Source organism: Lysobacter sp. FW306-1B-D06B, from assembly GCF_038446665.1.
Taxonomy (GTDB): domain Bacteria; phylum Pseudomonadota; class Gammaproteobacteria; order Xanthomonadales; family Xanthomonadaceae; genus Lysobacter_J.
On sequence record NZ_CP151802.1, the window covers coordinates 1,593,754 to 1,620,427 of the forward strand.

At 67.7% G+C, this 26,674-nt stretch carries 26 protein-coding genes and 1 pseudogene; 10 read left to right on the top strand and 17 right to left on the bottom strand.

The features are described from left to right. Position 1: 1 nt before the first annotated feature. The 5 genes from AAFF32_RS07345 to AAFF32_RS07365 are packed head-to-tail and all read right to left on the bottom strand — an operon-like array spanning position 2 to position 3,683. A complete protein-coding gene (locus tag AAFF32_RS07345) occupies positions 2-244 on the bottom strand; it encodes an acyl carrier protein (protein ID WP_216960478.1) in 243 nt (80 codons plus the stop codon). Continuing rightward, positions 241-1,002, bottom strand: coding sequence for a GNAT family protein (locus tag AAFF32_RS07350; protein ID WP_216960475.1), 762 nt, complete (start codon positions 1,000-1,002; stop codon positions 241-243). The genes AAFF32_RS07345 and AAFF32_RS07350 overlap by 4 nt, the downstream gene beginning before the upstream one ends. Further along, on the bottom strand, positions 999-1,955 hold the full coding sequence (locus AAFF32_RS07355) for a glycosyltransferase family 2 protein (protein WP_342316960.1): 957 nt from the start codon (positions 1,953-1,955) through the stop codon (positions 999-1,001). Before AAFF32_RS07355 ends, AAFF32_RS07350 begins: the two co-directional genes overlap by 4 nt. Before the next feature lie 40 nt (positions 1,956-1,995). Next, the gene (locus AAFF32_RS07360; protein WP_216960470.1) at positions 1,996-2,937 is read right to left on the bottom strand and encodes an electron transfer flavoprotein subunit alpha/FixB family protein; all 942 of its coding nucleotides are present in this window, start codon (positions 2,935-2,937) and stop codon (positions 1,996-1,998) included. After that, entirely contained in the window at positions 2,937-3,683 is a 747-nt protein-coding gene (locus tag AAFF32_RS07365) for an electron transfer flavoprotein subunit beta/FixA family protein (RefSeq protein WP_216960467.1), read from the bottom strand. Before AAFF32_RS07365 ends, AAFF32_RS07360 begins: the two co-directional genes overlap by 1 nt. Positions 3,684-3,884: 201 nt before the next feature. Between AAFF32_RS07365 and AAFF32_RS07370 the strand changes: the two genes are divergently transcribed. After that, positions 3,885-5,297, top strand: coding sequence for a mannose-1-phosphate guanylyltransferase/mannose-6-phosphate isomerase (locus tag AAFF32_RS07370; RefSeq protein WP_216960464.1), 1,413 nt, complete (start codon positions 3,885-3,887; stop codon positions 5,295-5,297). 27 nt (positions 5,298-5,324) lie between these two features. Here AAFF32_RS07370 and AAFF32_RS07375 read toward each other — a convergent pair whose 3' ends face one another. Next, entirely contained in the window at positions 5,325-6,239 is a 915-nt protein-coding gene (locus AAFF32_RS07375) for a hypothetical protein (protein ID WP_342316961.1), read from the bottom strand. Positions 6,240-6,382: 143 nt separating this feature from the next. Here AAFF32_RS07375 and AAFF32_RS07380 point away from each other — a divergent pair, with 143 nt between their 5' ends. Genes AAFF32_RS07380 through galE form a run of 3 tightly spaced genes read left to right on the top strand, consistent with a single transcriptional unit; the run spans position 6,383 to position 8,747 of the window. Beyond that, on the top strand, positions 6,383-7,102 hold the full coding sequence (locus AAFF32_RS07380) for a CoA transferase subunit A (RefSeq protein WP_254200196.1): 720 nt from the start codon (positions 6,383-6,385) through the stop codon (positions 7,100-7,102). 25 nt (positions 7,103-7,127) lie between these two features. Then, a complete protein-coding gene (locus tag AAFF32_RS07385) occupies positions 7,128-7,766 on the top strand; it encodes a CoA transferase subunit B (protein WP_342316962.1) in 639 nt (212 codons plus the stop codon). Positions 7,767-7,772: 6 nt separating this feature from the next. Then, positions 7,773-8,747 carry a UDP-glucose 4-epimerase GalE gene (gene galE, locus AAFF32_RS07390; RefSeq protein ID WP_342316963.1) on the top strand — a complete coding sequence of 325 codons (975 nt, stop codon included), beginning with the start codon at positions 7,773-7,775 and terminating at the stop codon, positions 8,745-8,747. Between the two features lie 63 nt (positions 8,748-8,810). Here galE and AAFF32_RS07395 read toward each other — a convergent pair whose 3' ends face one another. Next, on the bottom strand, positions 8,811-10,433 hold the full coding sequence (locus AAFF32_RS07395) for an electron transfer flavoprotein-ubiquinone oxidoreductase (protein ID WP_342316965.1): 1,623 nt from the start codon (positions 10,431-10,433) through the stop codon (positions 8,811-8,813). 122 nt (positions 10,434-10,555) lie between these two features. Between AAFF32_RS07395 and AAFF32_RS07400 the strand changes: the two genes are divergently transcribed. Beyond that, the gene (locus AAFF32_RS07400) at positions 10,556-11,146 is read left to right on the top strand and encodes an alpha-ketoglutarate-dependent dioxygenase AlkB (RefSeq protein ID WP_216960448.1); all 591 of its coding nucleotides are present in this window, start codon (positions 10,556-10,558) and stop codon (positions 11,144-11,146) included. 1 nt (position 11,147) lies between these two features. On the opposite strand, the gene AAFF32_RS07405 is transcribed toward AAFF32_RS07400, so the two are convergent. The 4 genes from AAFF32_RS07405 to AAFF32_RS07420 are packed head-to-tail and all read right to left on the bottom strand — an operon-like array spanning position 11,148 to position 14,692. Next, positions 11,148-11,834: an ABC-type transport auxiliary lipoprotein family protein gene (locus AAFF32_RS07405; RefSeq protein WP_342316967.1), complete on the bottom strand. Its 687-nt coding sequence runs from the start codon at positions 11,832-11,834 to the stop codon at positions 11,148-11,150. Continuing rightward, positions 11,831-12,757 carry an MlaD family protein gene (locus tag AAFF32_RS07410; protein WP_216960445.1) on the bottom strand — a complete coding sequence of 309 codons (927 nt, stop codon included), beginning with the start codon at positions 12,755-12,757 and terminating at the stop codon, positions 11,831-11,833. The genes AAFF32_RS07405 and AAFF32_RS07410 overlap by 4 nt, the downstream gene beginning before the upstream one ends. 4 nt (positions 12,758-12,761) lie before the next feature. Continuing rightward, complete coding sequence (locus AAFF32_RS07415) at positions 12,762-13,577, bottom strand: ABC transporter ATP-binding protein (protein ID WP_216960442.1); 816 nt, start codon at positions 13,575-13,577, stop codon at positions 12,762-12,764. Beyond that, complete coding sequence (locus AAFF32_RS07420; protein ID WP_342316968.1) at positions 13,574-14,692, bottom strand: ABC transporter permease; 1,119 nt, start codon at positions 14,690-14,692, stop codon at positions 13,574-13,576. The genes AAFF32_RS07415 and AAFF32_RS07420 overlap by 4 nt, the downstream gene beginning before the upstream one ends. 116 nt (positions 14,693-14,808) lie before the next feature. Here AAFF32_RS07420 and AAFF32_RS07425 point away from each other — a divergent pair, with 116 nt between their 5' ends. Then, positions 14,809-16,059, top strand: a complete 1,251-nt coding sequence (locus AAFF32_RS07425) for a threonine/serine exporter family protein (protein WP_216960436.1) — start codon at positions 14,809-14,811, stop codon at positions 16,057-16,059. Between the two features lie 83 nt (positions 16,060-16,142). Here AAFF32_RS07425 and AAFF32_RS07430 read toward each other — a convergent pair. The 3 genes and pseudogenes from AAFF32_RS07430 to AAFF32_RS07440 all read right to left on the bottom strand — a co-directional run. Continuing rightward, a pseudogene (locus tag AAFF32_RS07430) lies at positions 16,143-16,508 on the bottom strand (H-NS histone family protein); the annotation flags it as partial. A 290-nt stretch (positions 16,509-16,798) separates the two neighbouring features. After that, entirely contained in the window at positions 16,799-18,511 is a 1,713-nt protein-coding gene (locus AAFF32_RS07435) for a proline--tRNA ligase (RefSeq protein ID WP_342317245.1), read from the bottom strand. Positions 18,512-18,635: 124 nt separating this feature from the next. Then, entirely contained in the window at positions 18,636-19,049 is a 414-nt protein-coding gene (locus AAFF32_RS07440) for a DUF4124 domain-containing protein (RefSeq protein WP_216960428.1), read from the bottom strand. 233 nt (positions 19,050-19,282) lie between these two features. On the opposite strand from AAFF32_RS07440, the gene pssA reads away from it, so the two are divergent. The 4 genes from pssA (at position 19,283) to AAFF32_RS07460 (ending at position 21,502) form a co-directional block, all read left to right on the top strand. Then, the gene (pssA, locus tag AAFF32_RS07445) at positions 19,283-20,056 is read left to right on the top strand and encodes a CDP-diacylglycerol--serine O-phosphatidyltransferase (protein WP_216960425.1); all 774 of its coding nucleotides are present in this window, start codon (positions 19,283-19,285) and stop codon (positions 20,054-20,056) included. Beyond that, the gene (locus AAFF32_RS07450) at positions 20,053-20,424 is read left to right on the top strand and encodes a hypothetical protein (RefSeq protein ID WP_342316969.1); all 372 of its coding nucleotides are present in this window, start codon (positions 20,053-20,055) and stop codon (positions 20,422-20,424) included. Before pssA ends, AAFF32_RS07450 begins: the two co-directional genes overlap by 4 nt. Beyond that, on the top strand, positions 20,421-20,915 hold the full coding sequence (gene rimI / locus AAFF32_RS07455; RefSeq protein WP_216960418.1) for a ribosomal protein S18-alanine N-acetyltransferase: 495 nt from the start codon (positions 20,421-20,423) through the stop codon (positions 20,913-20,915). Before AAFF32_RS07450 ends, rimI begins: the two co-directional genes overlap by 4 nt. A gap of 71 nt (positions 20,916-20,986) precedes the next feature. Continuing rightward, a complete protein-coding gene (locus AAFF32_RS07460) occupies positions 20,987-21,502 on the top strand; it encodes a hypothetical protein (RefSeq protein WP_216960415.1) in 516 nt (171 codons plus the stop codon). A 127-nt stretch (positions 21,503-21,629) separates the two neighbouring features. Here AAFF32_RS07460 and AAFF32_RS07465 read toward each other — a convergent pair whose 3' ends face one another. From AAFF32_RS07465 to AAFF32_RS07475, 3 genes are all read right to left on the bottom strand, one after another. Next, on the bottom strand, positions 21,630-24,401 hold the full coding sequence (locus AAFF32_RS07465) for a valine--tRNA ligase (RefSeq protein ID WP_342316970.1): 2,772 nt from the start codon (positions 24,399-24,401) through the stop codon (positions 21,630-21,632). Positions 24,402-24,493: 92 nt separating this feature from the next. Next, the gene (locus tag AAFF32_RS07470; protein WP_216960397.1) at positions 24,494-24,916 is read right to left on the bottom strand and encodes a DNA polymerase III subunit chi; all 423 of its coding nucleotides are present in this window, start codon (positions 24,914-24,916) and stop codon (positions 24,494-24,496) included. 101 nt (positions 24,917-25,017) lie between these two features. Continuing rightward, entirely contained in the window at positions 25,018-26,496 is a 1,479-nt protein-coding gene (locus AAFF32_RS07475) for a leucyl aminopeptidase (RefSeq protein ID WP_216960395.1), read from the bottom strand. Between the last annotated feature and the right edge of the window lie 178 nt (positions 26,497-26,674).

Consider the following 26,674-nt stretch of genomic DNA (forward strand, 5'->3'; position numbering starts at 1 on the left):
GTCAGGCCGCGGCGCCGTACTTGGCGAGGATCTCGCGCGCCTTGCCGACGGAGCTCATGTCGATGACGTCGTCCATGTCGATCATCACGCCGAAGGCATCTTCCAGCGCCGCGATGACGGACATGTGCGCGATCGAATCCCACTCCGGGATCGTGGCGTAGCGCAGGTCGTCGGTGATGCGATCGGCGGGAATGCCGAGCACGCTGGAGAACGCCTGGACGACGCGGTCGGTGTTGTCGTTCATAGGTACTTCCTGAATCCGAAAAGAGTGGTGTCGAACCGGAATCCGAGCCTGGCGTACAGGTTCACGATGCCGGTGTTGGCGGCGGAGATGAGCGTCGAGCAGTCCTGCACGCCGCGCGCGGAAAGGGACTCCAGCGCGGTAATCCACAGTGGCATTGCCATGATGGCATAGCGTCCGGTGGCGCCGGTCAGGATCAGGTCGGCATGACGACCGTCGGCGCTGACGCGTTCGGCATGGAAGCCGATGAGCTTGCCGTTCGACGTGGCCGCATAGGCGAGGCGCTGGCGGACGAGGTCTCCGATCCAGTTCGCGGTGCGTGCCGCCGCGAGGGCGGGGTCGATGGCGGGATCTTCCAGGAAGCGGCCGTGATTGAAGTCGTCGCGCGCGATGCGTTCGAGTTCGCCGATGTCGGCCTCTTCCGCCGGACGCAACGCGGGCCGCATGCGCGCGGGCACCGGCGGCAGTCCGGCGAAGCCGGCGCGGGACAGTGCGATCGAACATTCCACGATCGCGAAGCCGGCATCGAGCACGGCCTTCTTCGCCGATGGCGCTGCCGCGTCCACGCGGCCGAACAGGTAACGGACACCGTTCTCACGGCCCCAGCGCTCAACCTCTTCGATGAGCGGGCGCCCGGCCGGATCGTCCGAAACCTCCAGACGTACGATCTCGGCGGTCCGCATGCCCAGCGCGCGTTCGTCCCAGGGCGTCAGGCGCACTTCGGCGCGGCCACCGGCATGTTCGATGACGGTGGCGCTCATCGACGGGTGTCCTCGGCGAGGATGTAGTACGGGCGCCCCTGCACGTTGCGGAACACCTGGCCCACGTACAGGCCCACCACGCCCAGGCTGAAGAGCAGCATGCCCCCGACGAGCCAGATCGATGCGATCACCGAGGTGTAGCCGGCCACGGCCATGTCGCCGTCGATCCAGCGTGCCACCGCCAGTGCCACCATGAAGAACGACACCAGCGAGCACAGGATGCCGGCGAAGGCGACCAGCTTCAGCGGCTTTTCCGAATAGCCCAGGGTGATGTTGGTCGCCAGGCGCAGCAGTTTGCGCAGGGTGTACGTGCTGCGTCCTTCGGCACGCGGTGCGTGCTCGACCGGAAGCAGCCCGTGGCGGAAGCCGGCCCACTTCACCATGAGCGGGAAGGAGCGGTCCCGTTCCGGCATGCGGCACACCGCGTCGATCACCGGGCGGCGGAAGATGCCGAAGTTCGCGGTGCTTGCGTCCTGCTGCGAGCCGGTCAGCCAGGTCAGCAGCCGGAAGAAGCCCCACGACGACAGGCGCTTGCTCCAGCTGTCCTTGCGGTTCTGACGCTGCACGAAGACGACGTCGAAATTCTCGGAGGTCGCCTTGCGGTACAGGTCCGGAATCGCCGCGGGTGGATCCTGCAGATCGCAGTCCATCACCACGACCCACTCGCCCGTCGCGTGCTCGATGCCCGCGGAGATCGCCGAATGCTGACCGAAATTGCGGGCCAGGCGCAGGCCTCGCAGCCACGGGCGCGTCGTCGCGAGTTCCTGGATGCGCGACCATGCCTGGTCCGGGCTGGCGTCGTCGACGAGGATCACCTCGAAATCGTCGACGGTACCGCGCAGTTGCGCGGCCACCGAATCGACCAGCTCTTCCAGGCACCCGCGGCAGCCGTACACCGGCGAAACCACGGAAACGGTGGGCGTTGGGTTACCGGCGAGGGAAGGCGATTGCATGCGTCCTGCAATGGTCGAACGTTGAAGGGGTGGCGCGGGCTCAGCCCAGTGCCTTCTCGAAGTCCGGCAGAAGGGCGAACAGATCGCCCACCAGCCCGATGTCGGCGATCTCGAAGATCGGCGCATCGCCGTCCTTGTTGATCGCGACGATGGTGCCGGCGTCCTTGATGCCGGTCAGGTGCTGGATCGCGCCGCTGATGCCGACGGCGATGTACAGCTCCGGCGCGATGATCTTGCCGGTCTGGCCGACCTGCAGTTCGTTGGGCACGTAGCCGGCATCGACCGCGGCGCGCGAGGCGCCGACAGCGGCGCCGAGCTTGTCGGCCAACGCGTAGATCACCTTGAAATTGTCGGCCGAACCGACGCCGCGGCCGCCGGAGACGACGCGCTTGGCGCTCTGCAGGTCCGGACGGTCGGACTTGCCGGCGGCCAGGCCGACGTAGCGGGTGTGCGTGGGCAGCGTGGCGTCGACGGAGACGGCTTCGACGGCGGCGCTGCCGCCCTTGGCCGCTTCCGGCCAGGAGGCCGTGCGCACGGTGGCGACCACGGTGTGATCCGACGGTGCCTCGACGGTGATGATCGCGTTGCCGGCGTAGATCGGGCGCTTGAAGACGTGGCTGCCTTCCACGGCCATCACGTCCGACACCTGCGCCACGCCCAGCAGGGCGGCGACGCACGGCATCAGGTCCTTGCCGAAGGTGGTGCTGGGGCCGAAGACGTGGCTGTAGCCGGAGGCGACCTTCGCCACCTGCGGCGCCAGCACCTGCGCGATGGCGTTCGCGTTGGCGGCGTTGGCGACGGTGAGCACCTTGCCGACGCCGGCGATCTGCGCGGCATTGCTGGCGACGGCGGCCGGATCGGCGGCCAGCACCAGGATGTCGATGGAGTCGGGCTTCAGTGCCTGGGCGGCGGAGACGCACTTGGCGGTGGAGGCATTGAGCTTGCCGTCCAGGTGTTCGGCGACGATCAGAACCTTGCTCATTACAGGAGCCCCTTCTGCTTGAGTGCGGCGACCAGTTCGGCCGCGTCCTTCACCATCACGCCCTTGCTGCGCTTGGCCGGCGCGGCGTAGTGGGTGGTCTTGAGGGTGTCGCCGGTGTCCACGCCGAGGTCGGCGAACGGGATGCTCTCCAGCGGCTTGCTCTTGGCCTTCATGATGTCGGGCAGCTTGATGAAGCGCGGCTCGTTCAGGCGCAGGTCGGTGGTGACCACGGCCGGCAGGTCGACTTCCAGCGTTTCCAGGCCGGCGTCGACTTCGCGCGTCACCGTGGCCTTGCCGCTGGCGATCTCGAGCTTGGAAGCGAACGTCGCCTGCGGTCGGCCCCACAGCGTGGCCAGCATCTGGCCGGTCTGGTTGGCGTCGTCGTCGATGGCCTGCTTGCCCAGGATCACCAGGTCCGGCTGCTCTTTCTCGATCAGCTTGAGCAGGGCGCGGGCGGCGGTCAGCGACTGGATCGGGCCGTCGGCGACCACGTGGATGGCGCGGTTGGCGCCCATGGCCAGGCCGTTGCGCAGGTGGGCCTGGGCGTCGGCGGGAGCGATCGTGGCGACCACGACCTCGGTCGCGATGCCCTTGTCGCGCAGGCGCAGGGCCTCTTCCAGGGCGATTTCATCGAACGGGTTGGCCGACAGCTTGACGCCGTCGGTGACCACGCCGGAGCCGTCCGGCTTGACCTGGATGCGGACATTGAAGTCCACCACGCGCTTGTAGCCGACGAGAATCTTCATCGTGCGGGGGTTCCTATGGTTGCGCGGCCGATGGGCGGCCGAGAACCGCCGATTCTAGCCCAGCGAGGGTTCCCTACGCAGGCGGATGGTGGGGCCTGACCCCGGGGCGGCCCGGACTTGCCGGGGCTTCCCGGTTCAGCCGCGATGGATGCGCTCCGGTATTCTTGGCGTCCCGTTTAACTAGAAGTTCCCGGAGCCAGGATGCTTCACCCCGTAGTTCTCAGTGGCGGAAGCGGTTCTCGCCTTTGGCCACTCTCGCGTCAGAACCAGCCCAAGCAGTTCCTCCGGTTGATCGGCGACCACTCGCTGTACCAGGAGACCGTGATCCGTGCCAGCAAGCTGCCGGACGCGCAGCCGCCGGTCACCGTGTGCAGCGAAGACCATCGCTTCATGATCGGTGAGCAGTTGCAGGAGGTGGCGATCCCCAGTGGCGGCATCCTGCTCGAGCCCGTGGCGCGCAACACCGCCCCGGCGATCGCGTTGGCCGCGCTGCACGTGCTGTCGACCGATCCGGACGGCGCGCTGCTGGTGATGCCGGCCGATCACCTGATCGAGGACGAGAACGCGTTCCGCACCGCCGTCGCGGCGGCGACCGGTCTGGCCTCGGAAGGTTGGCTGGTGACCTTCGGCATCACGCCCGACTATGCCGAGACCGGCTACGGCTACATCCTGCGCGGCGATTCGCTGAGCGCGGACGGTTACCGCGTGCAGCGCTTCGTCGAAAAGCCCGACCAGGCCACCGCCGAACGCTACGTCGCCGAAGGCACCTATGCCTGGAACTCCGGCATGTTCCTGTTCAAGGCCAGCGCCTACCTGGACGAACTGGCGCGCCATGCGCCGGCGGTACTGGAGGCGACCCGCACCGCTTACGCCTCGGCCGCACAGGACCTGGATTTCATCCGCGTCGGCAAGGACGCGTTCGCGTCCAACCCCAACGACTCCATCGACTACGCGGTGATGGAGAAGACCGAGCGCGCCGCGGTCGTGCCGGTGAGCTGCGGCTGGAGCGACATCGGTTCGTGGTCGTCGCTGTGGGCGGTCGCCCAGCGCGACGACGACGACAACCGCCATGAAGGCGATGTCATCTCCGTCGACACCAAGGGCAGCCTCGTGCGCGCTTCCGAGCGCCGCATGATCGCGACCATCGGCGTGGAAGACCTGGTGATCATCGACACGCCCGACGCGACGCTCGTCGCGCGCAAGGACCGGGTGCAGGACGTCAAGACGGTGGTCGATCACCTGAAGGCGGCCGGTCGCCAGGAGCACCTGTTCCACCGCAAGGTCTACCGCCCGTGGGGCAGCTACGACTCCATCGACATGGGCGAGCGCTTCCAGGTCAAGCGCATCGTCGTGAAGCCGGGTGCGGCGCTGAGCCTGCAGAAGCACCACAAGCGCGCCGAGCACTGGATCGTCGTGTCCGGCGTGGCCGAGGTCACGTGCGATGACCGCGTGTTCGACCTGCACGAAAACGAGAGCACCTACATCCCGCTGGGCAGCGTGCACCGCCTGCGCAACCGCGGCACGGAGCCGGTGGAACTCATCGAAGTGCAGTCGGGCAGTTACCTGGGCGAGGACGACATCGTCCGCCTGGAAGACGTGTACGGGCGCTCCTGACCGGACCGTCCTTCGCGCGCGCCGTGCTCAGGCCGGCGCGCGTTCCAGTGTCTTCGCCAGCAGCGCCGCGAACCGATCCGCGCTGCCCGCCGCATGGGCGAAGAACAGCGACGGCTCGCACAGCTCCAGTTCGAGCAGGCACGGCCGGCCGTCGCGATCACCGATTAGGTCCACACGCGCGTAGAGCGGTGCCTCGTGCAGCTGCAGTGCATCGCGGGCGGCGGCGAGCACGTGTCCGGCCAGTGACATCTCCTCCTGCGACGGCGTGCGTGGCGTGATCGCTTCGGCGGCGAAAAGATGCGGCGTCGGGCCCTCGTCGGCCCGCAGCAACGGCCCCTTGCGGATGGCGTGGCTGAACTCGCCGGCGAAGTAGATCAGCGCGGTCTCGCCGTGTTCGTCCACCGCGTCCAGATAGGGCTGCAGCATCGCACTGCGTTCGGCATCGAGCAGCCGCGCGAGGTGATTGGCCGCGGCGAACTCTTGCGTGCGCGCATAGCGCTGCGCATCCTTCGAGCCCGCACCCACGCTCGGCTTCACGACAAATTCCTGCGTATCGGAATGCGCTGCGAGGAACGCCTGCAATGCGGGCAGCGGCTCCGTCTCCGGTTCGACGAACACGGTCGGCACCACCGGCACGCCACGCGCGGCGAGCTCGGCCAGGTAGTGCTTGTCGGTGTTCCACTTCACCACCGGCAACGGATTGAGCAGTCGCGTGCGCGAGGAGGCGTGCTCGCACCAGTCGAGAAACTCTCCCAGCCGCGTCATGTAATCCCAGGGCGAACGCAGGATCGCCGCGTCGAAGCGACCCCAGCCGACGGTAGGGTCGTCCCAGGCGCGTACCTGCGTGGCCAGGCCGGCGCGCGCGCAGGCGTCCAGCAGCGGCGCCAGGTCGTCGTCGAGGCCGGCGGCGGCGATGGCGGTCACGAGGGCGATTCGGGTCATGGCCATGGAGTCTAGACGCTGCCGCGGCCTGCGGTCGCGACCCGCCGCACAGGCCGGCTGGCATGCCCGAACGTACGGTGGGGGAGGTGGCCGTCGCCACGGTAAACTCCGGCCCATTGCGCAGATCCCGAATGGAGCCCGTCATGGCCGCGACGCAAAACGGCAAGAACAAGGTTTTCCCCAGTGCGAAGGCGGCGCTCGACGGCATCGTCGCCGACGGCCAGACCCTCGCGGTCGGCGGCTTCGGCCTGTGCGGCATTCCCGAGGCGTTGATCGCCGCGCTGCGCGACAGCGGCGCCAAGGGGCTCACCGCCATCTCCAACAACGCCGGCGTGGATGGCTTCGGCCTGGGCCTGCTGTTGGAGACCCGGCAGATCAAGAAGATGATTTCGTCCTACGTCGGCGAGAACAAGGAATTCGAGCGCCAGTTCCTCTCCGGCGAACTCGAACTCGAATTCAATCCGCAAGGCACACTGGCCGAACGCCTGCGCGCAGGCGGCGCGGGGATTCCCGCCTTCTTCACCCGCACCGGCTACGGTACGGTGGTGGCCGAGGGCAAGGAAACGCGCGAGTTCGACGGCCACCATTACGTGATGGAAACCGCGCTCAAGGCCGACGTCTCGCTGGTCAAGGCGTGGAAGGCCGACAAGGCCGGCAACCTGGTGTTCCGCAAGACCGCGCGCAACTTCAATCCCGCCTGTGCGATGGCCGGCGCGATCTGCGTGGCCGAGGTGGAGGAACTGGTGGAGATCGGCGACATCGATCCCGACCACGTCCACCTGCCGGGCATCTACGTCGACCGCATCGTCGTCAACGCCTCGCCCGAGAAGCGCATCGAACAGCGCACCGTGCGCGCCGCCTGACCCCATCGAATACAGGAAGAACGACATGGCTTGGACCCGCGACCAGATGGCGCAGCGCGCCGCGCAGGAACTCACCGACGGCGCATACGTCAACCTCGGCATCGGCCTGCCGACGCTGGTGGCCAACTTCATTCCCGACGGAATGGACGTGTGGCTGCAGAGCGAGAACGGCCTGCTCGGCATCGGCCCGTTCCCGACGGAAGCCGAAGTGGACGCCGACCTCATCAACGCCGGCAAGCAGACCGTCACCGCGCGTGCCGGCGCAAGCTACTTCGGCAGCCACGATTCCTTCGCGATGATCCGCGGCGGCCACATCGACCTGGCGATCCTCGGCGCGATGCAGGTGACCGACCGGGGCGATCTCGCCAACTGGATGGTCCCCGGCAAGATGGTCAAGGGCATGGGCGGCGCGATGGACCTGGTCGCCGGCGTGAAGCGCGTGGTGGTGCTGATGGAGCACACCGCCAAGGGCGGCGAGCACAAGATCCTGCCCGAATGCACGCTGCCGCTGACCGGCGTCGGCGTGGTCAACCGCATCATCAGCGATCTGGCGGTGATGGACGTGACCGAGCAGGGCCTGACGCTGGTGGAGCTCGCGCCGGGCGTGAGCGAGGACGAACTTCGCGAGAAGACCGGCGTGAGCTTCTCGAACGCAAAGGCGTAAGCCTCGATGAAGGTTCTGGTGTGTGGCGGCGCGGGCTACATCGGCTCGCACATGGTGCGCCGCCTGTCGCGCGACGGTATCGAGCCGGTCGTCTTCGACAATCTCTCCACGGGCCATCGTGAGGCCGTCGGCGATGCGCCCTTCGTCCAGGGCGATCTGCTGGAACGCGACGACCTGCGCGCGTTGTTCGCGCAGTACCGCTTCGATGCCGTCATGCACTTCTGCGCGCGCTCGCTGGTGGGCGAGTCCATGACGCAGCCGTACGCGTACTACGAGAACAACGTCGCCGGCACGCTCAATCTGTTGCAGGCGATGCACGAAGCCGGCGTCGGCAAGCTGGTGTTCTCGTCCACGGCCGCCGTGTTCGGCGTTCCCGAATCCGATCTGATCGACGAATCGCATCCCCGGCAGCCCATCAATCCGTATGGCGCGAGCAAGCTCATGGTGGAACGCATCCTGGAAGACGCCGGACGCGCCTACGGCCTGCGTTCGGTGGCGCTGCGCTATTTCAATGCCGCCGGTGCATCACCGCAGGGCGACATCGGTGAATCGCATGAGCCCGAAACGCACCTGATCCCGAACATGCTGCGTGCCGCAACAGGGAAGGGGCCGTCGCTCAAGGTTTTCGGCAACGACTATGCGACGCCCGACGGAACGTGCGTGCGCGACTACGTGCATGTCGACGACCTGGCCGACGCGCATTCGCGAGCGCTGGCGTTCATGGCGACCCACGAAGGCGCACATGCCTTCAACCTCGGCAACGGCAGCGGGTTCAGCGTGCTGGAGATGATCCGCGCGGCGTCGGACGTGGTCGGAAGCGAGATTCCCTACGACCTGGCGCCGCGTCGTGCGGGCGACCCCGACCGCCTGGTGGCCAGCAGCGCGAAAGCGCAGCGCGAACTCGGATGGGCGCCGCGTTATACCGACGTGGCGGAGATCGTCGAGACCGCCTGGCGCTGGCACCGGCAGCCGCGTTACTGACCGCACCGGATTGGCGGGGCAACCAAGCGCCGGACGCCTCGGCATCCGGCGCAAACGCAACACTCAGAGGTTCTGGTAGTTCGGCCCCGAGCCGCCTTCCGGCGTCACCCAGTCGATGATCTCGTAGGGATCCTTGATGTCGCACGTCTTGCAGTGCACGCAGTTGGCCGCGTTGATCTGCAGGCGCTTGCCGGCCTCGTCCTGCACGATCTCGTACACGCCGGCCGGGCAGAAGCGCGTGCAGGGGTTGTCGTACTCCTCGGCGCAGCGCGTCACGCAGATGGACGTGTCGCGAACCTTCAGGTGCACCGGCTGGTCCTCGTCGTGCTCGGTGGCGGCGTAGTACACGCCCTGCAGGCGATCGCGCGGGGCGAGCTTGCGGTCGATGTAGTCGCGCCTGGGCGTTTCGTGGTCGCCGATCTTGTCGAGCGAGTTCCAGTCGGCCTTGTTCTTCAGCGTCCACGGCGACAGGCCCATCGTCATCGTTTCCCACGCCGAGTTGAGGATGCCGAACCACAGGCCGCGCTTGAAGCCCGGCTTGATGTTGCGCACCTTCTTCAGTTCGGCCATCGCCTCCGAACCGCGCAGCTTCGCGTCGAAGCCCTGCGGCGACAGCTGCGAAGCGGCCAGGTGCTCGGCGGCGAGCATGCCGGAGCGGATCGCCTGGTGCGTGCCCTTGATCTTGGGCACGTTGAGCAGGCCGGCGGTGTCGCCGATCAGCAGCGCGCCGGGCATCTCGCAGTTGGGCAGCGACTGCCAGCCGCCGGTGACGATCGCGCGCGCGCCGGCGGAGAGGATGCTGCCGCCTTCCAGCAGCGGCTCGAACAGCGGGTGGTTCTTCCATTGCTGGAAGGCTTCCCACGGCTTGTATTCCGGATCCTTGTAGTCGAGGCCGCTGACATAACCCAGCGCGATGCGGCCCTTGTCCAGGTGGTACAGGAAACCGCCGCCGTAGATCTGGTTGTCCGCCGGCCAGCCGAAGCTGTGCACGATCTTGCCCGGCGTCACGCGGTCTTCCGGCACCTGCCACAGTTCCTTGATGCCGATGGAGTAGCCCTGCGGCTCCTTGCCTTCGTCGAGCTTGAACTGCTTGATCAGGCGCTTGGTGAGATGGCCGCGTGCGCCTTCGGCCAGCACGGTGACCTTGGCGCGGATGTCGATGCCGGCGGTGTAGCCCGGCTTGTGCGAACCGTCCTTCGCCACGCCCATGTCGCCGATGCGCACGCCGACGACGGCGCCGTTGTCATCGTGCAGCGTTTCGGCGGCGGCGAAGCCGGGGTAGATCTCCACGCCCAGCGCTTCGGCCTGCGGCGCCAGCCAGGCGCACATCGCGCCCAGGCTGACGATGAAATTGCCGTGGTTGTGCATGCCCGGTGGGATCGGCAGGCGGTGGTGACCCTTGTGCGTGAGCAGCCAGAACTCGTCGTGCTTGGCGGGAACGCAGATCGGCGGCGGATTGTCGCGCCAGCCGGGGAGCAGGGCGTCCAGCGGCGCCGGTTCGATGACGGCGCCGGAGAGGATCTGCGCGCCGATGGTCGAGGCCTTCTCGATCACGCACACCGAGATGTCGGGATTGAGCTGCTTGAGGCGGATCGCGAACGACAGACCGGCGGGACCTGCGCCCACGGTGACGACGTCGTACTCCATCACGTCGCGTTCGACGGCGGACTGATCAGGTTGGCTCATGCGGGGGCACTCCGGGACGGGCTGGCGTACAGCGGCTGGCTGAATTCGACATGGATTGTCGCGGGTTTGCGGGGTCGGCGCCAAATCAGCCGCCGACGGGATACGCCGTGTTAGCTTGCCGTATGGTCCTGTCTGCGTTCCCCCTGCCCGATGGGGAGGTCCGCCTGGATTCCCACTGGATGAGTCCCGCCGACGCGGACGCGCTGCTGGCCGCGCTGATGCGACAGGTGCCGTGGGAGGTCCACCGCATCCGCCTGTTCGGCCGGGAGGTCGATTCGCCGCGGCGGAGCTGCTGGATCGGCGACCCCCAGGCGCGCTACCGCTATTCGGGCACCTTGTTCGAGCCACGCCCGTGGCCCGATGCGCTGCGCCCTGTGCGCGAGCGTCTGCAACACGACCTGGGCACGCCCTTCAACAGCGTGCTGGCGAACCTGTACCGCAACGGCGACGACGCCATGGGATGGCACAGCGACAGCGAGCCCGAACTCGGGCCCACGCCTGTGATCGCCTCGGTCAGCCTGGGCGCGACACGCCGGTTCTCGCTGAAGCATCGCGACGATCCGTCGCGCAAACTGGCGATCGACCTGCCGCACGGCAGCCTGCTGGTGATGTCGGGAACGACTCAGCGCCATTACCGGCACGCGCTGCCGCGCACGGCGCGACCCATCGGGCCGCGCGTCAACCTGACGTTCCGGCGAATCTTTCCCGCGTGACTCAACCCTTCGCGGGCGGTGGCAGCGTGCGGCGGTAGGCTTCGCCGCTCACCAGCGTCCAGCCGGCGATGTCGTGGCCGACGGTCGACAGCGCCTGTTCGAACGCCTGCGCGACATCGGCCACGCCCGTGCTCGCCGCTGGCGTGGCCTGCACGAACACCTTCGAAGCGGCGACCTTCTGTTCGCGCACGTGCAGCAGCTTGGCGCTGACCTCGATCGTCGCCGACGGCACCGCGCCCTGCGCGTAATCGGACTCGAAACGGCGTACTTCGAACAGCAGCTTGAAGTCGGACGCCACGCCGGCACCCTGGCGCGCGACGCCTTGGATGCGGCCGGAGTCCTCCAGCGCGCGCAGCACCGTGTCCACCAGCATGTCCGACGGCGGGCGCGCCCACTGTGCGCCCCGGTAGACCTGCAGCTCGCCCGGCGTGGGTCGAACCGCCATGCGCAGGCTGTCGACGATGCGCGCCGCGATGGGCGGGGCGATCACCAGCTGCCAGTCCACCTTCGGCCAGGCCGGATCGGCCTGCACCTTGGGTTCGGGTGCGTAGATGGTGCTGGTGCTCTTGGGCTTGTCGCTCAGGATCGAGCAGCCGGCGAGCGTCAGCAGCAGGGTCGCGGCCAGCAGGACGCGGGAGTGGCGTCGGGACGTGCGTTCGTTCGTCGTCATTTCGGCGCGCGGAATCATTCGGGTTCGAATTCCTTGGGGCCGTCGCGACCGAGCAGGTAGCGCGTCGGGTTGCCGTCGAGGCGGTCGCTGATCCGGCGCAGGTCGCGCACCAGCGAGCGCAGTTCGGCCAGCGTCGGGCCGAGCTGCGCCAGGCCTTCGTTGGCGAAGCTGTTGATGGCGGCGCGGTTGTCGGTGAGCACGCCGTTGGCGTTGCCGGCCGCCGAATCCAGTCGCGTAAGCGTGCTGTCGAGCTTGGCGATCAGCCCCGGCAGCTTGGCGACGAGTTCGCGATCCACGCTTTGCACCGCGCGGTTGGTGTTGTCGAGCGTGGCCGACAGCTGCTCGCTGGACTTGCGCGCGTTGACGATGAGCGCGCGCAGGTCCTCGCGCTGGCCGGCGATGGAGGCCGTCATCGATTCCACGTTCGCCAGCGTGTTGGACACGCGTTTTACGTTCTCGTCGCTGAGCACCTGATCGAGTCGGGCGACCAGGCGGTTGGCGGTGTCGGCGATGTTCTGCAGCGCCGAGGCTTCGGTCTGGATCACCGGCACTTCGCGGCGGTCCGAATCGGCCAGCAACGGATTGCCCGGGCTGCCGCCGGTGAGCTGGATGAAGGGGCTGCCGGTGATGCCCTGGATCGACAGCTTGGCGCGCGTGTCGGTCTTGACCGGCGCATTGGCCTGCAGGCGCAGCAGCGCGATCACCCGGCGCGGGTCGTCGGGCGCCAGGCTCAGCTTCTGCACCGTGCCCACGGAGATGCCGTTGTATTGAACCGAGCTGCCTTCGGTCAGGCCCGTCACCGGTTCGTTGAACAGCACGGCATAGGTGCGCCATTCCTTTTCCGAGGAGTACTTCGCCGCCCACAGCGCGAACAGCAGCAGGAGCAGCGTGACCAGGATGGTGAAGGCGCCGATGAGGACGTAATTGGCCCGGGTTTCCATGACTTCAGCTCGTCGCTTCGCGGGTGGTGCGTGCAGCTCGTGCACGCGGACCGTGGAAATACTCCTGCACCCACGGGTGGTCGAAACGTTCGACCTCGTCGATGGGCGCGCAGACGATCACCTTGCGGTCGGCCAGCACAGCGACGCGGTCACAGATAGCGTAAAGGGTGTCGAGATCGTGTGTGATCAGGAACACCGTCAGCCCCAGCGCCTGCTGCAGGGTGCGGATCAGGCGGTCGAACGCCGCCGCGCCGATGGGGTCCAGGCCGGCGGTGGGCTCGTCCAGGAACAGCAGCGGCGGATCCAGCGCCAGCGCACGCGCCAGTCCGGCGCGCTTGCGCATGCCGCCGGAGAGCTGCGAGGGCAGCTTGTTCAGCGCATCGGCAGGTAACCCGGCCAGCTTCACCTTCAGCAGGGCCAGTTCGTAACGCAGCGAATCGGGCAGGTCGCCGTGGTATTCCTTCAGCGGTACCTGCACGTTCTCGCCGACGGTGAGCGAGGAGAACAGCGCGCCGTCCTGGAACAGCACGCCGGTATTGCGTTCGATCGCGCGGCGCTGGTCGGCATCGTCGCTCAGTGCGTTCAGTCCGAGCACTTCGATCTCGCCCGCCTGCGGTTCGCGCAGGCCGAGGATCGCGCGCATCAACACCGACTTGCCCGTGCCCGAGCCGCCGACGACGCCCAGGATCTCGCCGGGCCTTACGTCCAGGTCCACGCCGTCGTGCACGATCTGTTCGCCGAAGCGGTTCACCAGGCCGCGCACGCGCACGATCGGCTGCTCCTCGTCGCGCTTGGGGCAGCGGGGATGCAGCGCGTTCAAACGTTCATCTCCATGAACCAGATCGCGAAGAAGGCGTCGAGGATGATCACCATCGAGATCGACTGCACCACGCTGGAGGTCGTGCGTTCGCCGACCGACTGCGCGGTGCCTTCCACCTGCAAACCTTCCAGGCAACCGATCAGGCTGATCAGCAGCGCGAACACCGGCGCCTTCGCCAGCCCGACGAGGAAGTGCCGAAGTTCCATCGTCTCGTGCATGCGCGCCAGGTACTGCTGCGGCGGGATATCGAGGCTGTACGCACCAACGGTGAGTCCGCCGAGCAGTCCGAACACCATCGCGATGAACGTCAGCAGCGGCAACATCACCAGCAGTGCGAGCATGCGCGGAATGACCAGCAGGTCGATCGGGTCCATGCCCAGCGTGCGGATCGCGTCCACTTCCTCGCGGCTGACCATCGCACCGATCTGCGCGGTGAACGCGCTTGCGGTGCGGCCGGCCAGCACGATGGCGGTAAGCAGCACCGCGAACTCGCGCAGGAACGAAATGCTCACCAGCTCGACGACGAAGATCTCCGCGCCGAAGTCGCGCAGGATGTTCGCGCCCAGGAACGCCACCACCGCGCCCACCAGGAAACACAGCAGCGCGACCAGCGGCACGGCATCCAGGCCGACCTGCTCCATGTGGAAGACGGTCGCGGTGGGGCGGAAGCGACCGGGTTCCTTGAACATGCGCAGCAGCTTGACCTGCGTCTCGCCGAGGAACCCGATCAGCGCCAGCGCTTCCTTCCAGTTGTTGTGCACCGCGCGGCCCAGGCGCGCGAGCGCGGCGCTCACGCCGTATTCGCGTTTCTTGCGCGGGCGGTCGTCGGCCACGTCCTCGATCGCCGACACCAGCGCCTGGTGGGACTCGTGGAAGGTGAGCACGTCGAAGTCCAGATCGTTGCGCCGGGCGAAGCGCAGCAACTGCAGCACGCCGACCGAGTCCAGCCGCTCCACGCCGGTGGCGTCGATCGCATCGATCCCGGCAGGAACCGACTTCAGCGCGGCACCGATGTCCCCGGCGAAGTCCAGCGTCCACGAGCCGGACAGCCGCAACCGCGACGGCGCCCGGCCATCGGCGTCGATCTGCGGCGGGTGCGCGGTCGTTTCCGTCATCAGCGGGCCCTGGAAGCTGCGGCGAGGATAACAGCCTCCGTATCGCGACCGCTGCGAAAGCCACGCGAAGGCGCCGCCCGCTGCCAAGCGGCGCGGCCGCATGCGATGCTTCGCGCATGTCGAATCCGCCGCCCCTGAGCGCCGCCAGCTACGCCGCACGCATCAACTTCGTGATCGAGCTGGCCGAGCGCCTGCACGCCTACGGCACCACCGCGCAGCGCCTGGAGGGCGCGATCAGCGCGGTCGCGCAGCGCCTGCGGCTGGAGTGCGAACCCTGGTCGAACCCGACCGGCCTGATCCTCACCTTCGCCGATCCGCAACGTCCTCCGGGCGAGAGCGACACCACGCGCGTGATCCGTCTGCCGCCCGGCGAGAACGACCTGTACCGGCTGGCCGAAACCGATCGCATCGCCGAAGACGTGATGGCCGGCCGGCTGGGCCTTGCCGAGGCGCATGCGCAGATGAGCGCGCTCGACAGACCGCCGACGCGACGTTTCCGCGCCATGCAGGTGGCGGCCTACGGGCTGGCGGCGACCGGCATTGCCGGCCTGTTGCGACTGCCCTGGCTCGACATCGGCGTGGCCGGCGTCAACGGATTGCTGATCGGCGTGCTGGTGCAATGGTCGGAGACGCATCCGCGCTTCAAGGAAGCGCTGGAAGCGGTGACGGCGATGTTCGCCGCGACCGTGACCTTGCTGGTGGCTTCGTTCGTGGCACCGTTGAACCAGAACACGGTGATCATCGCCTCGCTGATCGTGCTGCTGCCCGGCATGGCGCTGACGAATGCGGTGAACGAACTCACCAGCCAGCACCTGGTGTCGGGCACGGCGCGATTCGCCGGTGCGTTGACGACGGTGCTCAAGCTCGCCATCGGCACGGTGATCGCGCTGTATCTGGCGGACCTGATCGGCCTGCATGCGCAGGTGCGCGCTTCGCGCCCGCAGCCGGAATGGGTGGAGTGGGGCGCGCTGGTACTGGCGGCGTTCGCCTTCGCGGTGCTGTTCCGCGCGCACCGGCGCGACTATCCCAAGGTGATGGCCGCCGCCGCCAGCGGATACCTCATCTCGCGTTACGGCGGGCAGGCGTTCGGCAATCCGGCGGGCATCTTCCTCGCGGCGCTGGTGCTGACGGCCGCCGGCAACGCCTACGCGCGCTGGTGGAACCGGCCCGGCGCGATCCTGCGCGTGCCCGGCATCATCATGCTGGTGCCCGGCAGCGTGAGCCTGCGCGGCTTGCTGACGCTGATCCAGCAGCAGGACATCGACGCCGGCCAGGCGGCATTGCTGGCTGTGCTTAACATCCTGCTGGCGCTCATCGCCGGCCTGCTGTTCGGCAACCTGCTGCTGCCGTCGCGGCGGAACCTCTGAGGGGTTTGGCCGCTTTCGCGTGACCATGAAAAAACCCCGGTCGCCCGGGGTTTTCGGTTTCGAACCGGATCCTGCGATCAGCGGATCAGGAAATCCTCGATTTTCTTCCCCGCGCTGATCTGCGCCGCCATCCAGCGCGGCGGTTTGCCGCGGCCAGCCCAGGTTTCGGACGGATTGGCGGGATTGCGATACTTCGGCGCGACCTTGCCGGTGCTCTTGCCGGCCTTGCGCGACGGCGCCTTGGCGGCCTTGGCCGGCTTGCGTTCGGCCGGTGCCGAGCCACCGAACAACTCGGCGATGGAATAGCCTTCGGCCTTGGCCAGCTGCGTGAGCTTCTTGCGAACCACCGCGATCGGCTTGCGCTTGCTCAGCGTGGTCTTGCGCTTCTTGGCCTGGTTGATGAGCGCGTCGAGTTCCTTCGCCGACAGGGATTCGAGGTTGATCGACATGAGGCCTCCGGGGTGGCGGGGATTTTCGGCGGATTATCGGGAGGATTATCGAAGTCGATAATCGGCGGGTTTTCCCGATGATAGTCGCCGGACTCGCGCGGCGTAAATGCGGGGCGTGTCGTGTCCCTTTCCCGTTGCGGCGACCGAAGGGAGTGCACAGAGCTGAGAGGGGCTGGCGCCAAGCGCCAAAAAGGGCGGCCGCTGCGCGAAAAGCCGTCCCCTCTCCCTCGCCGCTGCGCGGCTTTCCCTCTCCCGCAAGGGGAGAGGGGTTTGAGTATCGCGGGCGGCGATTACTTCCCGAACTTCGCGAACACGCCCGCGCGGTCGAGGTTTTCCGCCTCGGTGGCGAGGCGGTGGCGGTATTCGAACGTGCCCGCCGCCAGACCGCGTTCGGAAACCACGACGCGGTGCGGGATGCCGATCAATTCCATGTCGGCGAACATCGCGCCCGGGCGCAGGCCGCGGTCGTCCAGCGCGGTCTCGATGCCGGCGGCATTGAGGTCGCGATAGAGCGCCTGCGCGGCCTCGGCCACGGCCGCGTCGTTCTTCGGGTTGATCACGCACACCACCGCCTGCCAGGGCGCCATCGCCTCCGGCCAGACGATGCCGTTCTCGTCGTGGTTCTGCTCGATCGCCGCTGCCACTATCCGCGACACGCCGATGCCGTAGCAGCCCATCACCGGCGTGGTGGCCTTGCCGTTGGAATCGAGCACGGTGAGCTTGAGTGCTTCGGCGTACTTGCTGCCGAGCTGGAACACGTGGCCCACCTCGATGCCGCGCGCGATCGCCAGCGTGCCGCGGCCGTCGGGCGAGGGATCGCCTTCCAGGACATTGCGGATGTCGGCCACGACGTCGGCTTCGGGCAGGTCGCGGCCCCAGTTCACGCCGGCCAGGTGGAAGCCCTTTTCGTTCGCGCCGACGACGAAGTCGGCCATCGCCGCGACGCTGCGGTCGGCGATGATGCGGATGGCCTTCTTCGGCTGCACCGGGCCGAGGAAACCGGGCTCGCTGCCGAGGTGTTCGAGGATCTCGGCTTCCGACGCCAGGCGATAACCGGCCAGGCCTTCGATCTTGCCCAGCTTGACCTCGTTGACCGCGTGGTCGCCGCGCACCAGCGCCAGCACGAACTGCGCGGTGCCTTCGGCGTCGGAGCCCATGACGGCCACCGACTTGACCGTGCGATCGAGCGTGATGCCCATCAGCGCGGCGACGTCCTCGCAGGTCTTCTGGTGCGGCGTGTCGACCTTGCGCATCGCTTCGCCCGCCGCGGCGCGCGGGCCGGGCGAGATTGCTTCGGCCAGCTCGACGTTGGCGGCGTAGTCGGAACCGTCGGAGAAGAAGATCGCGTCCTCGCCCGAATCGGCGAGCACCTGGAACTCGTGCGACACCGCGCCGCCGATCGCGCCGCTGTCGGCCGATACCGCGCGGAACTTCAGCCCCAGGCGCGTGAAGATGCGGCCGTAGGTGTCGTACATGTTCTTGTACTCGCGGCCCAGGTCCTCGTCGCTGACGTGGAAGGAGTACGAGTCCTTCATCAGGAACTCGCGTGCGCGCATCACGCCGAAGCGCGGGCGGATCTCGTCGCGGAACTTGGTCTGGATCTGGTAGAAGTTGACCGGCAGCTGCTTGTAGCTGGACAGCTCGTTGCGCGCGAAGTCGGTGATGACTTCCTCGTGCGTGGGGCCGTAGCAGTACCAGGCTTCCTTGCGGTCCTGCATCTTCAAAAGCTGGCCGCCGAACTTCTCCCAGCGGCCGGTTTCTTCCCACAGTTCCTTGGGCTGCACCGCCGGCATCAGCACCTCGATCGCGCCCGCGGCGTTCATTTCCTCGCGCACGGCGCGTTCGACCTTGCGCAGCACGCGCAGGCCCAGCGGCGACCAGGTGTACAGGCCGGCGGCGAGCTTGCGGATCATGCCGGCCTTGAGCATCAGCTTGTGGCTGACGATTTCGGCCTCGGCGGGGGTTTCCTTGCTGGTGTGGAGGTGGAACTGCGACAGGCGCATCGGCGTGGGGCTTTCGAACGTGAGGGAAGCGGCCATTCTGCCATGCATGGCCGGCCCCGCCGGAGGCCCGGAAACGACGAAGCCGGCCCGCGAGGGGGCCGGCTTCGACGGTATGCGCTGCGGATCAGCTGCCGCTGGAGACGGCCGTGCTCTCGCAATAGGTCTTGATCTGGGCTTCGGCCAGCGCGGTGCGGTTGGCGCGTTCGCTGTCGTTGAGGCTGCGGTCGGGCTTGCCGTCCTTGTCCTCGTCGATGCCGACCTGGCCACCGCCCTGGAGCACCGACAGGTTGCTGCGGGCGTTGGTGCAGTTGGCATTGGCGGCCACCGGCTTGGCTGCCGGCTGAGCGGCCGGCGCGGTGCCGTCCTTGGTGGCGAGGTTGCGACCCTTGATGTCCTGGCCCGGCGGCGGTGCGTCGGAGTAGTGGGTGACGCCCTTCTCGTCCTTCCACTGATAGACCTTGGCAGCGAAGGCCGGGGTGGCGAGGAGCAGGCTCAGGCCGGCCACGAGGCCGGGCAACAGGCGGAACGTCTTGGACATGCGGGGCTCCGGGCTCGGTCGGGCGGGGGAATGGCGCGATTGCAGCACCGCGCCGGGCCCCAGGCAAGCGCCCGCCTCCGGGAGTGTACGCATATGTGGAGGCGGTCTCGTTGTGTTCCGGCACCCGTCGCCGCATGAAGGTGCCGGTCGAAGGGCCGATCGTCTTACACTTTCCTGTCGCGGTCCGCCGCGAGAGCCCCCTCGCCCCATCCGAGATGCCGACAGCCCCCCACATGGACGACACGCAACAGCCCCCGCGACCGCGCGGCCGCGGGATCTACCTGCTGCCCAACCTGTTCACCACCGGCGGCCTGTTCGCCGGCTTCTACGCGATCATCGCCGCGACCCAGGGGCGGTTCGACGACGCCTGCATCGCGGTGTTCGTGGCGGGCATCCTCGACGGGCTGGACGGACGCGTGGCGCGCCTGACCAACACGCAGAGCGAGTTCGGCGTGCAGTACGACTCGCTGGCCGACCTGGTCAGCTTCGGCCTCGCCCCGGCGCTGGTGATGTACCACTGGGCCTTGCAGGAGATGCGGCTGGACGGCGCGATCCCCGGCAAGATCGGCTGGGTGGCGGCATTCCTCTACGCCGCGTGCGCCGCATTGCGGCTGGCGCGCTTCAACTCGCAGGTGGGGCAGGTCGACAAGCGCTGGTTCATCGGCCTGGCCAGTCCAGCCGCGGCGGGCCTGGTCGCCAGCTTCGTATGGACGTGCCACGACCTGGGCTACAGCGGCGAACAACTGCGCTACCTCGCGCTCGGCGTGACCATCACCGCCGGCCTGCTGATGGTCAGTCGCCTGCGTTACTTCAGCTTCAAGGGTGGCGGTCCGCGCCACGATCGCGTGCCGTTCCTCGCCATCGTCGTGGTGCTGGCGGTGGTCGTCGGCATCGCGATCGATCCGCCACGCGTGCTGCTGGCGATCGGTGCGCTGTATGCGTTGTCCGGGCCGGGTTATGCGATCTTCCGACGCATCCGCCGACCGGCCGTCGAGGCGGCGCCATGAGCGAGCTGTGGACCGCCGAGCAACGCGAATGGCTGCACGCCATGGGCCATGCCGTGTGGTCCGTCGCCTCACCCGAGGCGCGTGCGGCGGAATCGCGGCCCGAAGAACCTTTGGCCGATTCTCCGCGCGGTGGCGGTGCCATGCGCGAAGCGGCGGCGCTGCTCGCGCGCGAGGAACGCCCGGCGTCGCGTTCCGCGCCCCGCACCGCAGACCGGCTGATGCAGGCCCTGATGCGTGCCGCGGCCGGTGTCGATGAAGCAACGCTCGCACGGATGGTCGACGACGTCTCCGCATTGCGCGGCAACGCCGCCGCCAAGCGCGCGCTGTGGCCGCGCCTGCGCGCGTTGCGCCGGACGACGCAGGCATGAACGCGCGCGCCTCCGACGCGAACCACCGCCCGCTGCAAGGGGCGTTGCGACCGATGCGCGAGGACGACCTGGACGCGGTGCACGCGGTGGAGATCCGGGCGTACGAATTTCCGTGGACGGTCGGCATCTTCCGCGACTGCCTGCGCGCCGATTACCCGGCCTGGGTGATGCAGCACAACGGGCGCATCATCGGTTACTTCCTGATGAGCATCGCCGCCGACGAAGCGCACGTGCTCAACATCTGCATCGACCCGGCCTTCCAGGGCCAGGGGCACGGCCGCCAGCTGCTGCGTGCGCTCATGCACGTCGCGCGCGGCCGCAAGGCCGAACGCGTGTTCCTGGAAGTACGCCCCTCCAATGCCGGGGCGATCGCGCTCTATCACTCCGAAGGCTTCAACGAGATTGGCCGCCGCCCGCGCTACTACCCGGCGCGCGACGGCCGCGAGGATGCGCAGGTGATGGCCATCGAGCTGTTGCCGCCGGAGTTGTAATCGACGGCGAGCCCCTTCGCGACCGCAAAGCTGGCATGCTCGCGGGCAGGGACATGACAGGGGAGTGGAGCATGCGTCGTTCGCACGGATCGCTGCTGTTCGCGCTGGGCCTGATCGCCCAGATGGGCCCGCTCCTGGCCGGTGAGCCCGGCACGGACGCGACCGATCTGGAGCGTGTCGAGGTGATCGATACCCGCGTGCCCATCGTCTGGGAATCGCCTGGTTGCGACCACGAGAAGCTCGGCACGGTGGAAGTCAGCGCCGGCGAGAAGGTCAGCGAGATCACCCATGATCCCAGAGTGCCCACGGTCGAGTACGGCCTGGCCATGGACAAGCTCGCCGATGCCGCGCAGGACAAGGGCGCCAATGCCGTCGTGCTGCGCTTCCACCAGGGCGTGTACTTCACCTACAACGGCAAGCGCAGCCGCAAGCCGGTGTACGTGAAGCTGCGCGGTGGCGCGATCCGCATGACTCCCGAAGCGCTGGCGCAATGCCCGCTGAAGCCGGTGAAGCTGGCGGAACTGGAAGCGCGCTCGCGCGGCAAGCCGGAAAGGGCCTTCTCGAACGATGTGTATGCGAAGGATTGAAAGGCCGCGAACGCAAGATGCGATCTCACGCCGCGTCCGCCCGGAACCGAAGTCGGAGTAGGGACGGGCCCGCAATAACGCCGTGATCCCGGTTGCGCCCAGCGGCGTAACCGGGTCCCGTAAAGCCTCAGCCCAGCTTTGCCCGCTGCGACGCCAGCGCTTCGCGCTGCAGGTTCCAGTCGGCCAGGCGCTTGCGCTCCTGTTCTACGACGGCGGGCGGTGCGTTGGCGACGAAGGTCTCGCTGGCCAGCTTGTTGTGGCACTTGGCGATCTCGCCGTCGACGCGCTTGAGTTCCTTGTCCAGACGCGCACGCTCGGCGCCGAGGTCCACCAGGCCTTCCAGCGGCACCAACAACTTCATCTCGCCCACCACCGCGGTGGCCGCGGCCGGCGCGGCATTGGCGTCGTCGAGCACGGCGATCGACTCCAGCCGCGTCAGGAAGCGCAGCTGCGAATCGAAGCGCGCCACGCGCTCGCGGTCTCCGGCGCTGCAATCGGCCACCAGCAGCGGCACGGTCTTGGACGGCGCGACGTTGAGTTCGCTGCGGATCTTGCGCAGCGCGGTGACCATCGCCTTGAGCCACTCCACGTCGGCTTCGGCGGAGGCGTAGTGCTGGCCCGCGAAGTCCGACGACTGCGGATAAGGACGCAGCATGATCGTCTTCTCGGAGACGCCGAGCTTCGGCGCGACCTGCTGCCAGAGCTCTTCGGTGACGAACGGAACCAGCGGGTGCAGCAGCGACAGCAATCGCTCGAGCACGAACAGCAGCGTGTGGCGCGTGCTCGCCGCCGCCGCTGCGTCGTCGCCCTGCAGCGCGGGCTTGGCGAGTTCGACGAACCAGTCGCAGAACTCGTTCCAGGCGAACTCGTACAGCGCCTGCGCGAGCAGATCGAAACGGTAGGACGCGAAGTGCGTCTGCGCTTCGGCGGCGACCGTGGACAGGCGCGAGAGGATCCAGCGCTCGGCGTCGGTGCGCGGTTCGGGCGCGCCGGTGAACTGCGCGTCCTCGGTGTTCATCAGCACGAAACGCGTGGCGTTCCACAGCTTGTTGCAGAAGTTCTTGTAGCCCTCGGCGCGACCCAGGTCGAACTTGATGTCGCGGCCGTGCGTGGCGAGCGCGGCGATCGTGAAGCGCAGTGCATCTGCGCCGAAGGCCGGGATGCCTTCGGGGAATTCCTTGCGTGTGGCCTTCTCGATCTTCTCGGCCAGCTTGGGCTGCATGAGGCCGGTGGTGCGCTTGGCCAGCAGGTCGTCGAGCGAGATGCCGTCGATCAGGTCCAGCGGATCGAGCACGTTGCCCTTCGACTTCGACATCTTCTGGCCCTGCGCGTCGCGGATCAGGCCGGTGATGTAGATGTCGCGGAACGGCACGCGCCCGGTGAAGTGGTCGGTCGTCATGATCATGCGAGCGACCCAGAAGAAGATGATGTCGAAACCGGTGACCAGCACGCTCGACGGCACGTAGCGGTCGAAGCCGCGCTCGTCCATCCGCGCCTGGTTCGGCCAGCCCATCGTCGAGAACGGCCACAGCGCGGAGGAGAACCAGGTCTCCAGCACGTCGCTGTCCTGCGACAGGTTCACGCCGGCGCCGAGGCCGTGCTTGGCGCGCACTTCCTCTTCGCTGCGGCCCACGTAGATGTGGCCGTCGTCGTCGTACCACGCCGGGATGCGGTGGCCCCACCAGAGCTGGCGGCTGATGCACCAGTCCTGGATGTTTTCCATCCAGTGGCGGTAGGTGTTGATCCAGTTCGGCGGGACGAACTTCACGTCGCCCTTTTCGGCCAGTTCGAGGCCGCGCGCGCCGAAGCCGTCCATCTTCACGAACCACTGGTCGGTGAGGTAGGGCTCGATCACCTGGTTGGTGCGGTCGCCGCGCGGCACCTGCAGCTTGTGCGGCTTGGTTTCCACCAGGCGGCCTTCGGCTTCCAGATCGGCGAGCACGACCTTGCGCGCCTCGTAGCGATCGAGACCGCGGTACTTGTCGGGCGCGTTGTCGTTCACCGCCGCATCGGGGGTGAAGATGTTGATCATCGCCAGGCCGTGGCGCTGGCCGACGGCGTAGTCGTTGAAGTCGTGCGCGGGCGTGACCTTCACCACGCCGGTGCCGAATTCACGATCGACGTAATCGTCGGCGATGACCGGGATTTCGCGGCCGGTCAGCGGCAGCGTGACGGTCTTGCCGATCAGATGCGTGTAGCGCTCGTCGAGCGGATGCACCATGACGGCGACGTCGCCGAGCATGGTTTCCGGACGCGTGGTGGCGACGACGAGCTCGCCGCTGCCGTCGGTCAGCGGATAGCTGATCGACCACAGGAAACCGTCCTCTTCTTCGTTCACTACTTCCAGGTCGGAGATCGCGGTCTTCAGCACCGGGTCCCAGTTGACCAGGCGCTGGCCGCGGTAGATCAGGCCTTCTTCGTGCAGTCGCACGAAAGCCTCGACCACGGCTTCGGCGGCCATCGGGTCCATCGTGAAGACGCTGCGCGACCAGTCGCCGGACGTACCCAGGCGGCGCATCTGCCGCTCGATGGTGTCGCCGGACTGCTGCTTCCACTCCCAGACCTTCTCGATGAAACCGTCGCGGCCGAGCTGGTCCCGCGTGATGCCTTCGCGTCCGAGGTTGCGCGCGACGACCATTTCCGTCGCGATGCCCGCGTGGTCGGTGCCCATCTGCCACAGCGCATCGAAGCCGCGCATGCGGTGGTAGCGGATCAGCGCGTCCATCAGCGTGTGCTGGAACGCGTGGCCCATGTGCAGCGTGCCGGTGACGTTGGGCGGCGGCAGCAGGATCGAGTACGGCTCGCCCTCGCCGCGCGGCTGGAATACGCCGCTGCGCTCCCACTCTTCGTACAGGCGGGTTTCGAACTGCTTGGGATCGTAGGAGGAGGCGAGGGACATGGGAGCGGGGATTCGATATTCGGGATTCGGGATTCGTAAGAGCGCCGGCCGGGTGGGGCGAATCTCGAATCCCCAATCCCGAATCCCGGCACTTACATGTCGTACTTCTTCAATTCCAGTCCGCGCGCCTGGTACTGCTTCCAGCGCTCGCGCAGCGGGCCGCGCGCGGAGTCGTCGGCGGGTACCACTTCGAGCACGCGCTCGAAGCTGCCGTTGACCGGGTCGTCGCGCAGATTGATCACCAGTGCACGCATCGGCGTGTCGCTGTCGGGCGTGGCGATGAGGACGGGGGTGAGCTCGTCCTCTTCATCGCCGGCCACCTGGTGCGGGATGTACGCGTCGGCGTCGAATTCCCACATCAGTTCGTCCAGCCGCTGCGCCTGTTCGTCGTCACGCGCCAGCACCAGCGTCCACAGATTGGCGTCGTGCGCCTTGCGCGCCAGTTCGCACACCAGCAGGAGCGGCTCCTCGCGGAAGCGCTCCTTCTGGATCAGGTAGAAATCGGCACGCGCCATAGATGGGATTCGTGATTCGGGATTGGAGATTCGCAAAGGCGGGATGCGGGCGGTGGGACTCGCGAGCGGTTTGCGCTCTTGCGAATCCCGAATCCCCAATCTCAAATCCCGGTTCGGTCCAGCAACCATTGGCTCAGCAGGCCGACCGGTCGGCCGGTCGCCATGCCGCGCTTGCCTTCGTCCGACGCGGAGCCGGCGATGTCCAGGTGCGCCCAGCGCTGGCCTTCGGCGAAGCGGCCGAGGAAGCAGCCGGCCGTGATGGCGCCGGCCCAGCGGCCGCCGATGTTGTAGACGTCGGCGAAGCTGGATTCCAGCAGCGTCTGGTACTCGTCCCACAACGGCAGGCGCCAGGCGCGGTCGAACACGTTCTCGCCGGCGTCGATGAGTTCGGCGGCCAGGTCGTCGTGCTTGCTCATCAGGCCCGAGGCGAACTTGCCCAGCGCGACCATGCAGGCGCCGGTGAGCGTGGCCACGTCGACCAGCGCCTGCGGTTCGAAACGCTGCGCGTAGGTCAGCGCGTCGCACAGGATCAGGCGGCCTTCGGCGTCGGTGTTGCCGACTTCGATCGTCTTGCCGGACATGCTGGTGAGCACGTCGGACGGACGGTACGCGTCGGCGTCGGGCATGTTCTCCACGGCCGGCACGATGACGACGAGGTTGATCGGCAACTGCATGCCCACCGCTGCGACGAAGGTGCCCATGACGGTGGCGCCACCGCACATGTCGTACTTCATCTCCTCGATGCCGCCCTGCGTCTTGAGGTTGATGCCGCCGGTGTCGAAGGTGATGCCCTTGCCGACCAGCACGAACGGCTTCGCGTCGCCGCCGTTGCTGTACTTCAGGACGATGAGCTTGGGCGGGTTGGCCGAACCGCGGCCGACGGCCAGCAGCGAGCCCATGCCCAGTTCGGTCATCTGCGCGACGTCGAGGACCTCGCACGACGCGGTCGGGAAGCGGCCGGCGAATTCCTGCGCCTGCTGCGCCAGGTAGGCCGGGTTGCAGATGTTCGGCGGCAGGTTGCCCAGCTCGCGCGAGAACTGCACGCCGGCGGCGATGGCCTGGCCGTGGGCCAGCGCGGTGGCATCCTCGCCCAGCACGGAGAACGTGCGCAGGCCCGGTTCTTCCTTCTTGCGCGAGGTGCCCAGCGTGGCGGTGTAGCGGTAGCAGGCGTGGTCGGCGGCGATCACGGCCTGGCGGATGTTCCAGGCGTTGTCGCGGCCGGCGACGGTGAGCTCGGACAGGGTGAACACCGCCGTCGCCACCGGGCCGCTGCGCAGCGTGCGGGCGGCATCGCCCACGGCCTTGAGGTACTGGGGCACGCCGAACTTGGTGGCATCGCCCAGGCCGATCACCAGCACGCGCGGCGCAGTCACGCCCGGCAGGTCGTGCAGCAGTGCGGTCTTGCCGGTCTTGCCGCTGGCGTCGCCGCGCTCGAGCAGCGCACGAATGCGGCCGCCGCTGGCCTCGTCGATGGCCTTCGCCGCGGGCGTCAGGCTGTTGTCGGCGAAGGCGCCGATCACGATGCAGTCAGTGTGGGCGGCGGCAGGCGCGTCGCGGTTCAGGTCGAATTCGAGGGCCATCCAACAGATTCCCGAAGCAGATTGAAGAGTCAGTTACGTACAATCGAGCGGTGAGGGGGATGTTTGTTCCCGGGCCGCGCGTTGCGCAGCCACCTCACGCCCTCGGACGAACCCCCGATTCTAGCAGGCCACCGAACCCGGCCCGCGGACCCGCGGGCTCCGGGGCTGGTGAAGGTTC

What these genes read in the sequence shown, in the direction of transcription:
- AAFF32_RS07370 (WP_216960464.1), top strand. Translation starts at nt 3,885, where the DNA reads ATGCTTCACCCCGTAGTTCTCAGTGGCGGAAGCGGTTCTCGCCTTTGG.
- AAFF32_RS07345 (WP_216960478.1), bottom strand. Translation starts at nt 244, where the DNA reads ATGAACGACAACACCGACCGCGTCGTCCAGGCGTTCTCCAGCGTGCTC.
- AAFF32_RS07385 (WP_342316962.1), top strand. Translation starts at nt 7,128, where the DNA reads ATGGCTTGGACCCGCGACCAGATGGCGCAGCGCGCCGCGCAGGAACTC.
- AAFF32_RS07365 (WP_216960467.1), bottom strand. Translation starts at nt 3,683, where the DNA reads ATGAAGATTCTCGTCGGCTACAAGCGCGTGGTGGACTTCAATGTCCGC.
- pssA (WP_216960425.1), top strand. Translation starts at nt 19,283, where the DNA reads ATGGACGACACGCAACAGCCCCCGCGACCGCGCGGCCGCGGGATCTAC.
- AAFF32_RS07420 (WP_342316968.1), bottom strand. Translation starts at nt 14,692, where the DNA reads ATGACGGAAACGACCGCGCACCCGCCGCAGATCGACGCCGATGGCCGG.
- AAFF32_RS07440 (WP_216960428.1), bottom strand. Translation starts at nt 19,049, where the DNA reads ATGTCCAAGACGTTCCGCCTGTTGCCCGGCCTCGTGGCCGGCCTGAGC.
- AAFF32_RS07425 (WP_216960436.1), top strand. Translation starts at nt 14,809, where the DNA reads ATGTCGAATCCGCCGCCCCTGAGCGCCGCCAGCTACGCCGCACGCATC.
- AAFF32_RS07410 (WP_216960445.1), bottom strand. Translation starts at nt 12,757, where the DNA reads ATGGAAACCCGGGCCAATTACGTCCTCATCGGCGCCTTCACCATCCTG.
- AAFF32_RS07435 (WP_342317245.1), bottom strand. Translation starts at nt 18,511, where the DNA reads ATGCGCCTGTCGCAGTTCCACCTCCACACCAGCAAGGAAACCCCCGCC.
- AAFF32_RS07470 (WP_216960397.1), bottom strand. Translation starts at nt 24,916, where the DNA reads ATGGCGCGTGCCGATTTCTACCTGATCCAGAAGGAGCGCTTCCGCGAG.
- rimI (WP_216960418.1), top strand. Translation starts at nt 20,421, where the DNA reads ATGAACGCGCGCGCCTCCGACGCGAACCACCGCCCGCTGCAAGGGGCG.
- AAFF32_RS07355 (WP_342316960.1), bottom strand. Translation starts at nt 1,955, where the DNA reads ATGCAATCGCCTTCCCTCGCCGGTAACCCAACGCCCACCGTTTCCGTG.
- AAFF32_RS07405 (WP_342316967.1), bottom strand. Translation starts at nt 11,834, where the DNA reads ATGATTCCGCGCGCCGAAATGACGACGAACGAACGCACGTCCCGACGC.
- AAFF32_RS07380 (WP_254200196.1), top strand. Translation starts at nt 6,383, where the DNA reads ATGGCCGCGACGCAAAACGGCAAGAACAAGGTTTTCCCCAGTGCGAAG.
- AAFF32_RS07375 (WP_342316961.1), bottom strand. Translation starts at nt 6,239, where the DNA reads ATGACCCGAATCGCCCTCGTGACCGCCATCGCCGCCGCCGGCCTCGAC.
- AAFF32_RS07395 (WP_342316965.1), bottom strand. Translation starts at nt 10,433, where the DNA reads ATGAGCCAACCTGATCAGTCCGCCGTCGAACGCGACGTGATGGAGTAC.
- AAFF32_RS07450 (WP_342316969.1), top strand. Translation starts at nt 20,053, where the DNA reads ATGAGCGAGCTGTGGACCGCCGAGCAACGCGAATGGCTGCACGCCATG.
- AAFF32_RS07350 (WP_216960475.1), bottom strand. Translation starts at nt 1,002, where the DNA reads ATGAGCGCCACCGTCATCGAACATGCCGGTGGCCGCGCCGAAGTGCGC.
- AAFF32_RS07475 (WP_216960395.1), bottom strand. Translation starts at nt 26,496, where the DNA reads ATGGCCCTCGAATTCGACCTGAACCGCGACGCGCCTGCCGCCGCCCAC.
- galE (WP_342316963.1), top strand. Translation starts at nt 7,773, where the DNA reads ATGAAGGTTCTGGTGTGTGGCGGCGCGGGCTACATCGGCTCGCACATG.
- AAFF32_RS07465 (WP_342316970.1), bottom strand. Translation starts at nt 24,401, where the DNA reads ATGTCCCTCGCCTCCTCCTACGATCCCAAGCAGTTCGAAACCCGCCTG.
- AAFF32_RS07460 (WP_216960415.1), top strand. Translation starts at nt 20,987, where the DNA reads ATGCGTCGTTCGCACGGATCGCTGCTGTTCGCGCTGGGCCTGATCGCC.
- AAFF32_RS07360 (WP_216960470.1), bottom strand. Translation starts at nt 2,937, where the DNA reads ATGAGCAAGGTTCTGATCGTCGCCGAACACCTGGACGGCAAGCTCAAT.
- AAFF32_RS07400 (WP_216960448.1), top strand. Translation starts at nt 10,556, where the DNA reads ATGGTCCTGTCTGCGTTCCCCCTGCCCGATGGGGAGGTCCGCCTGGAT.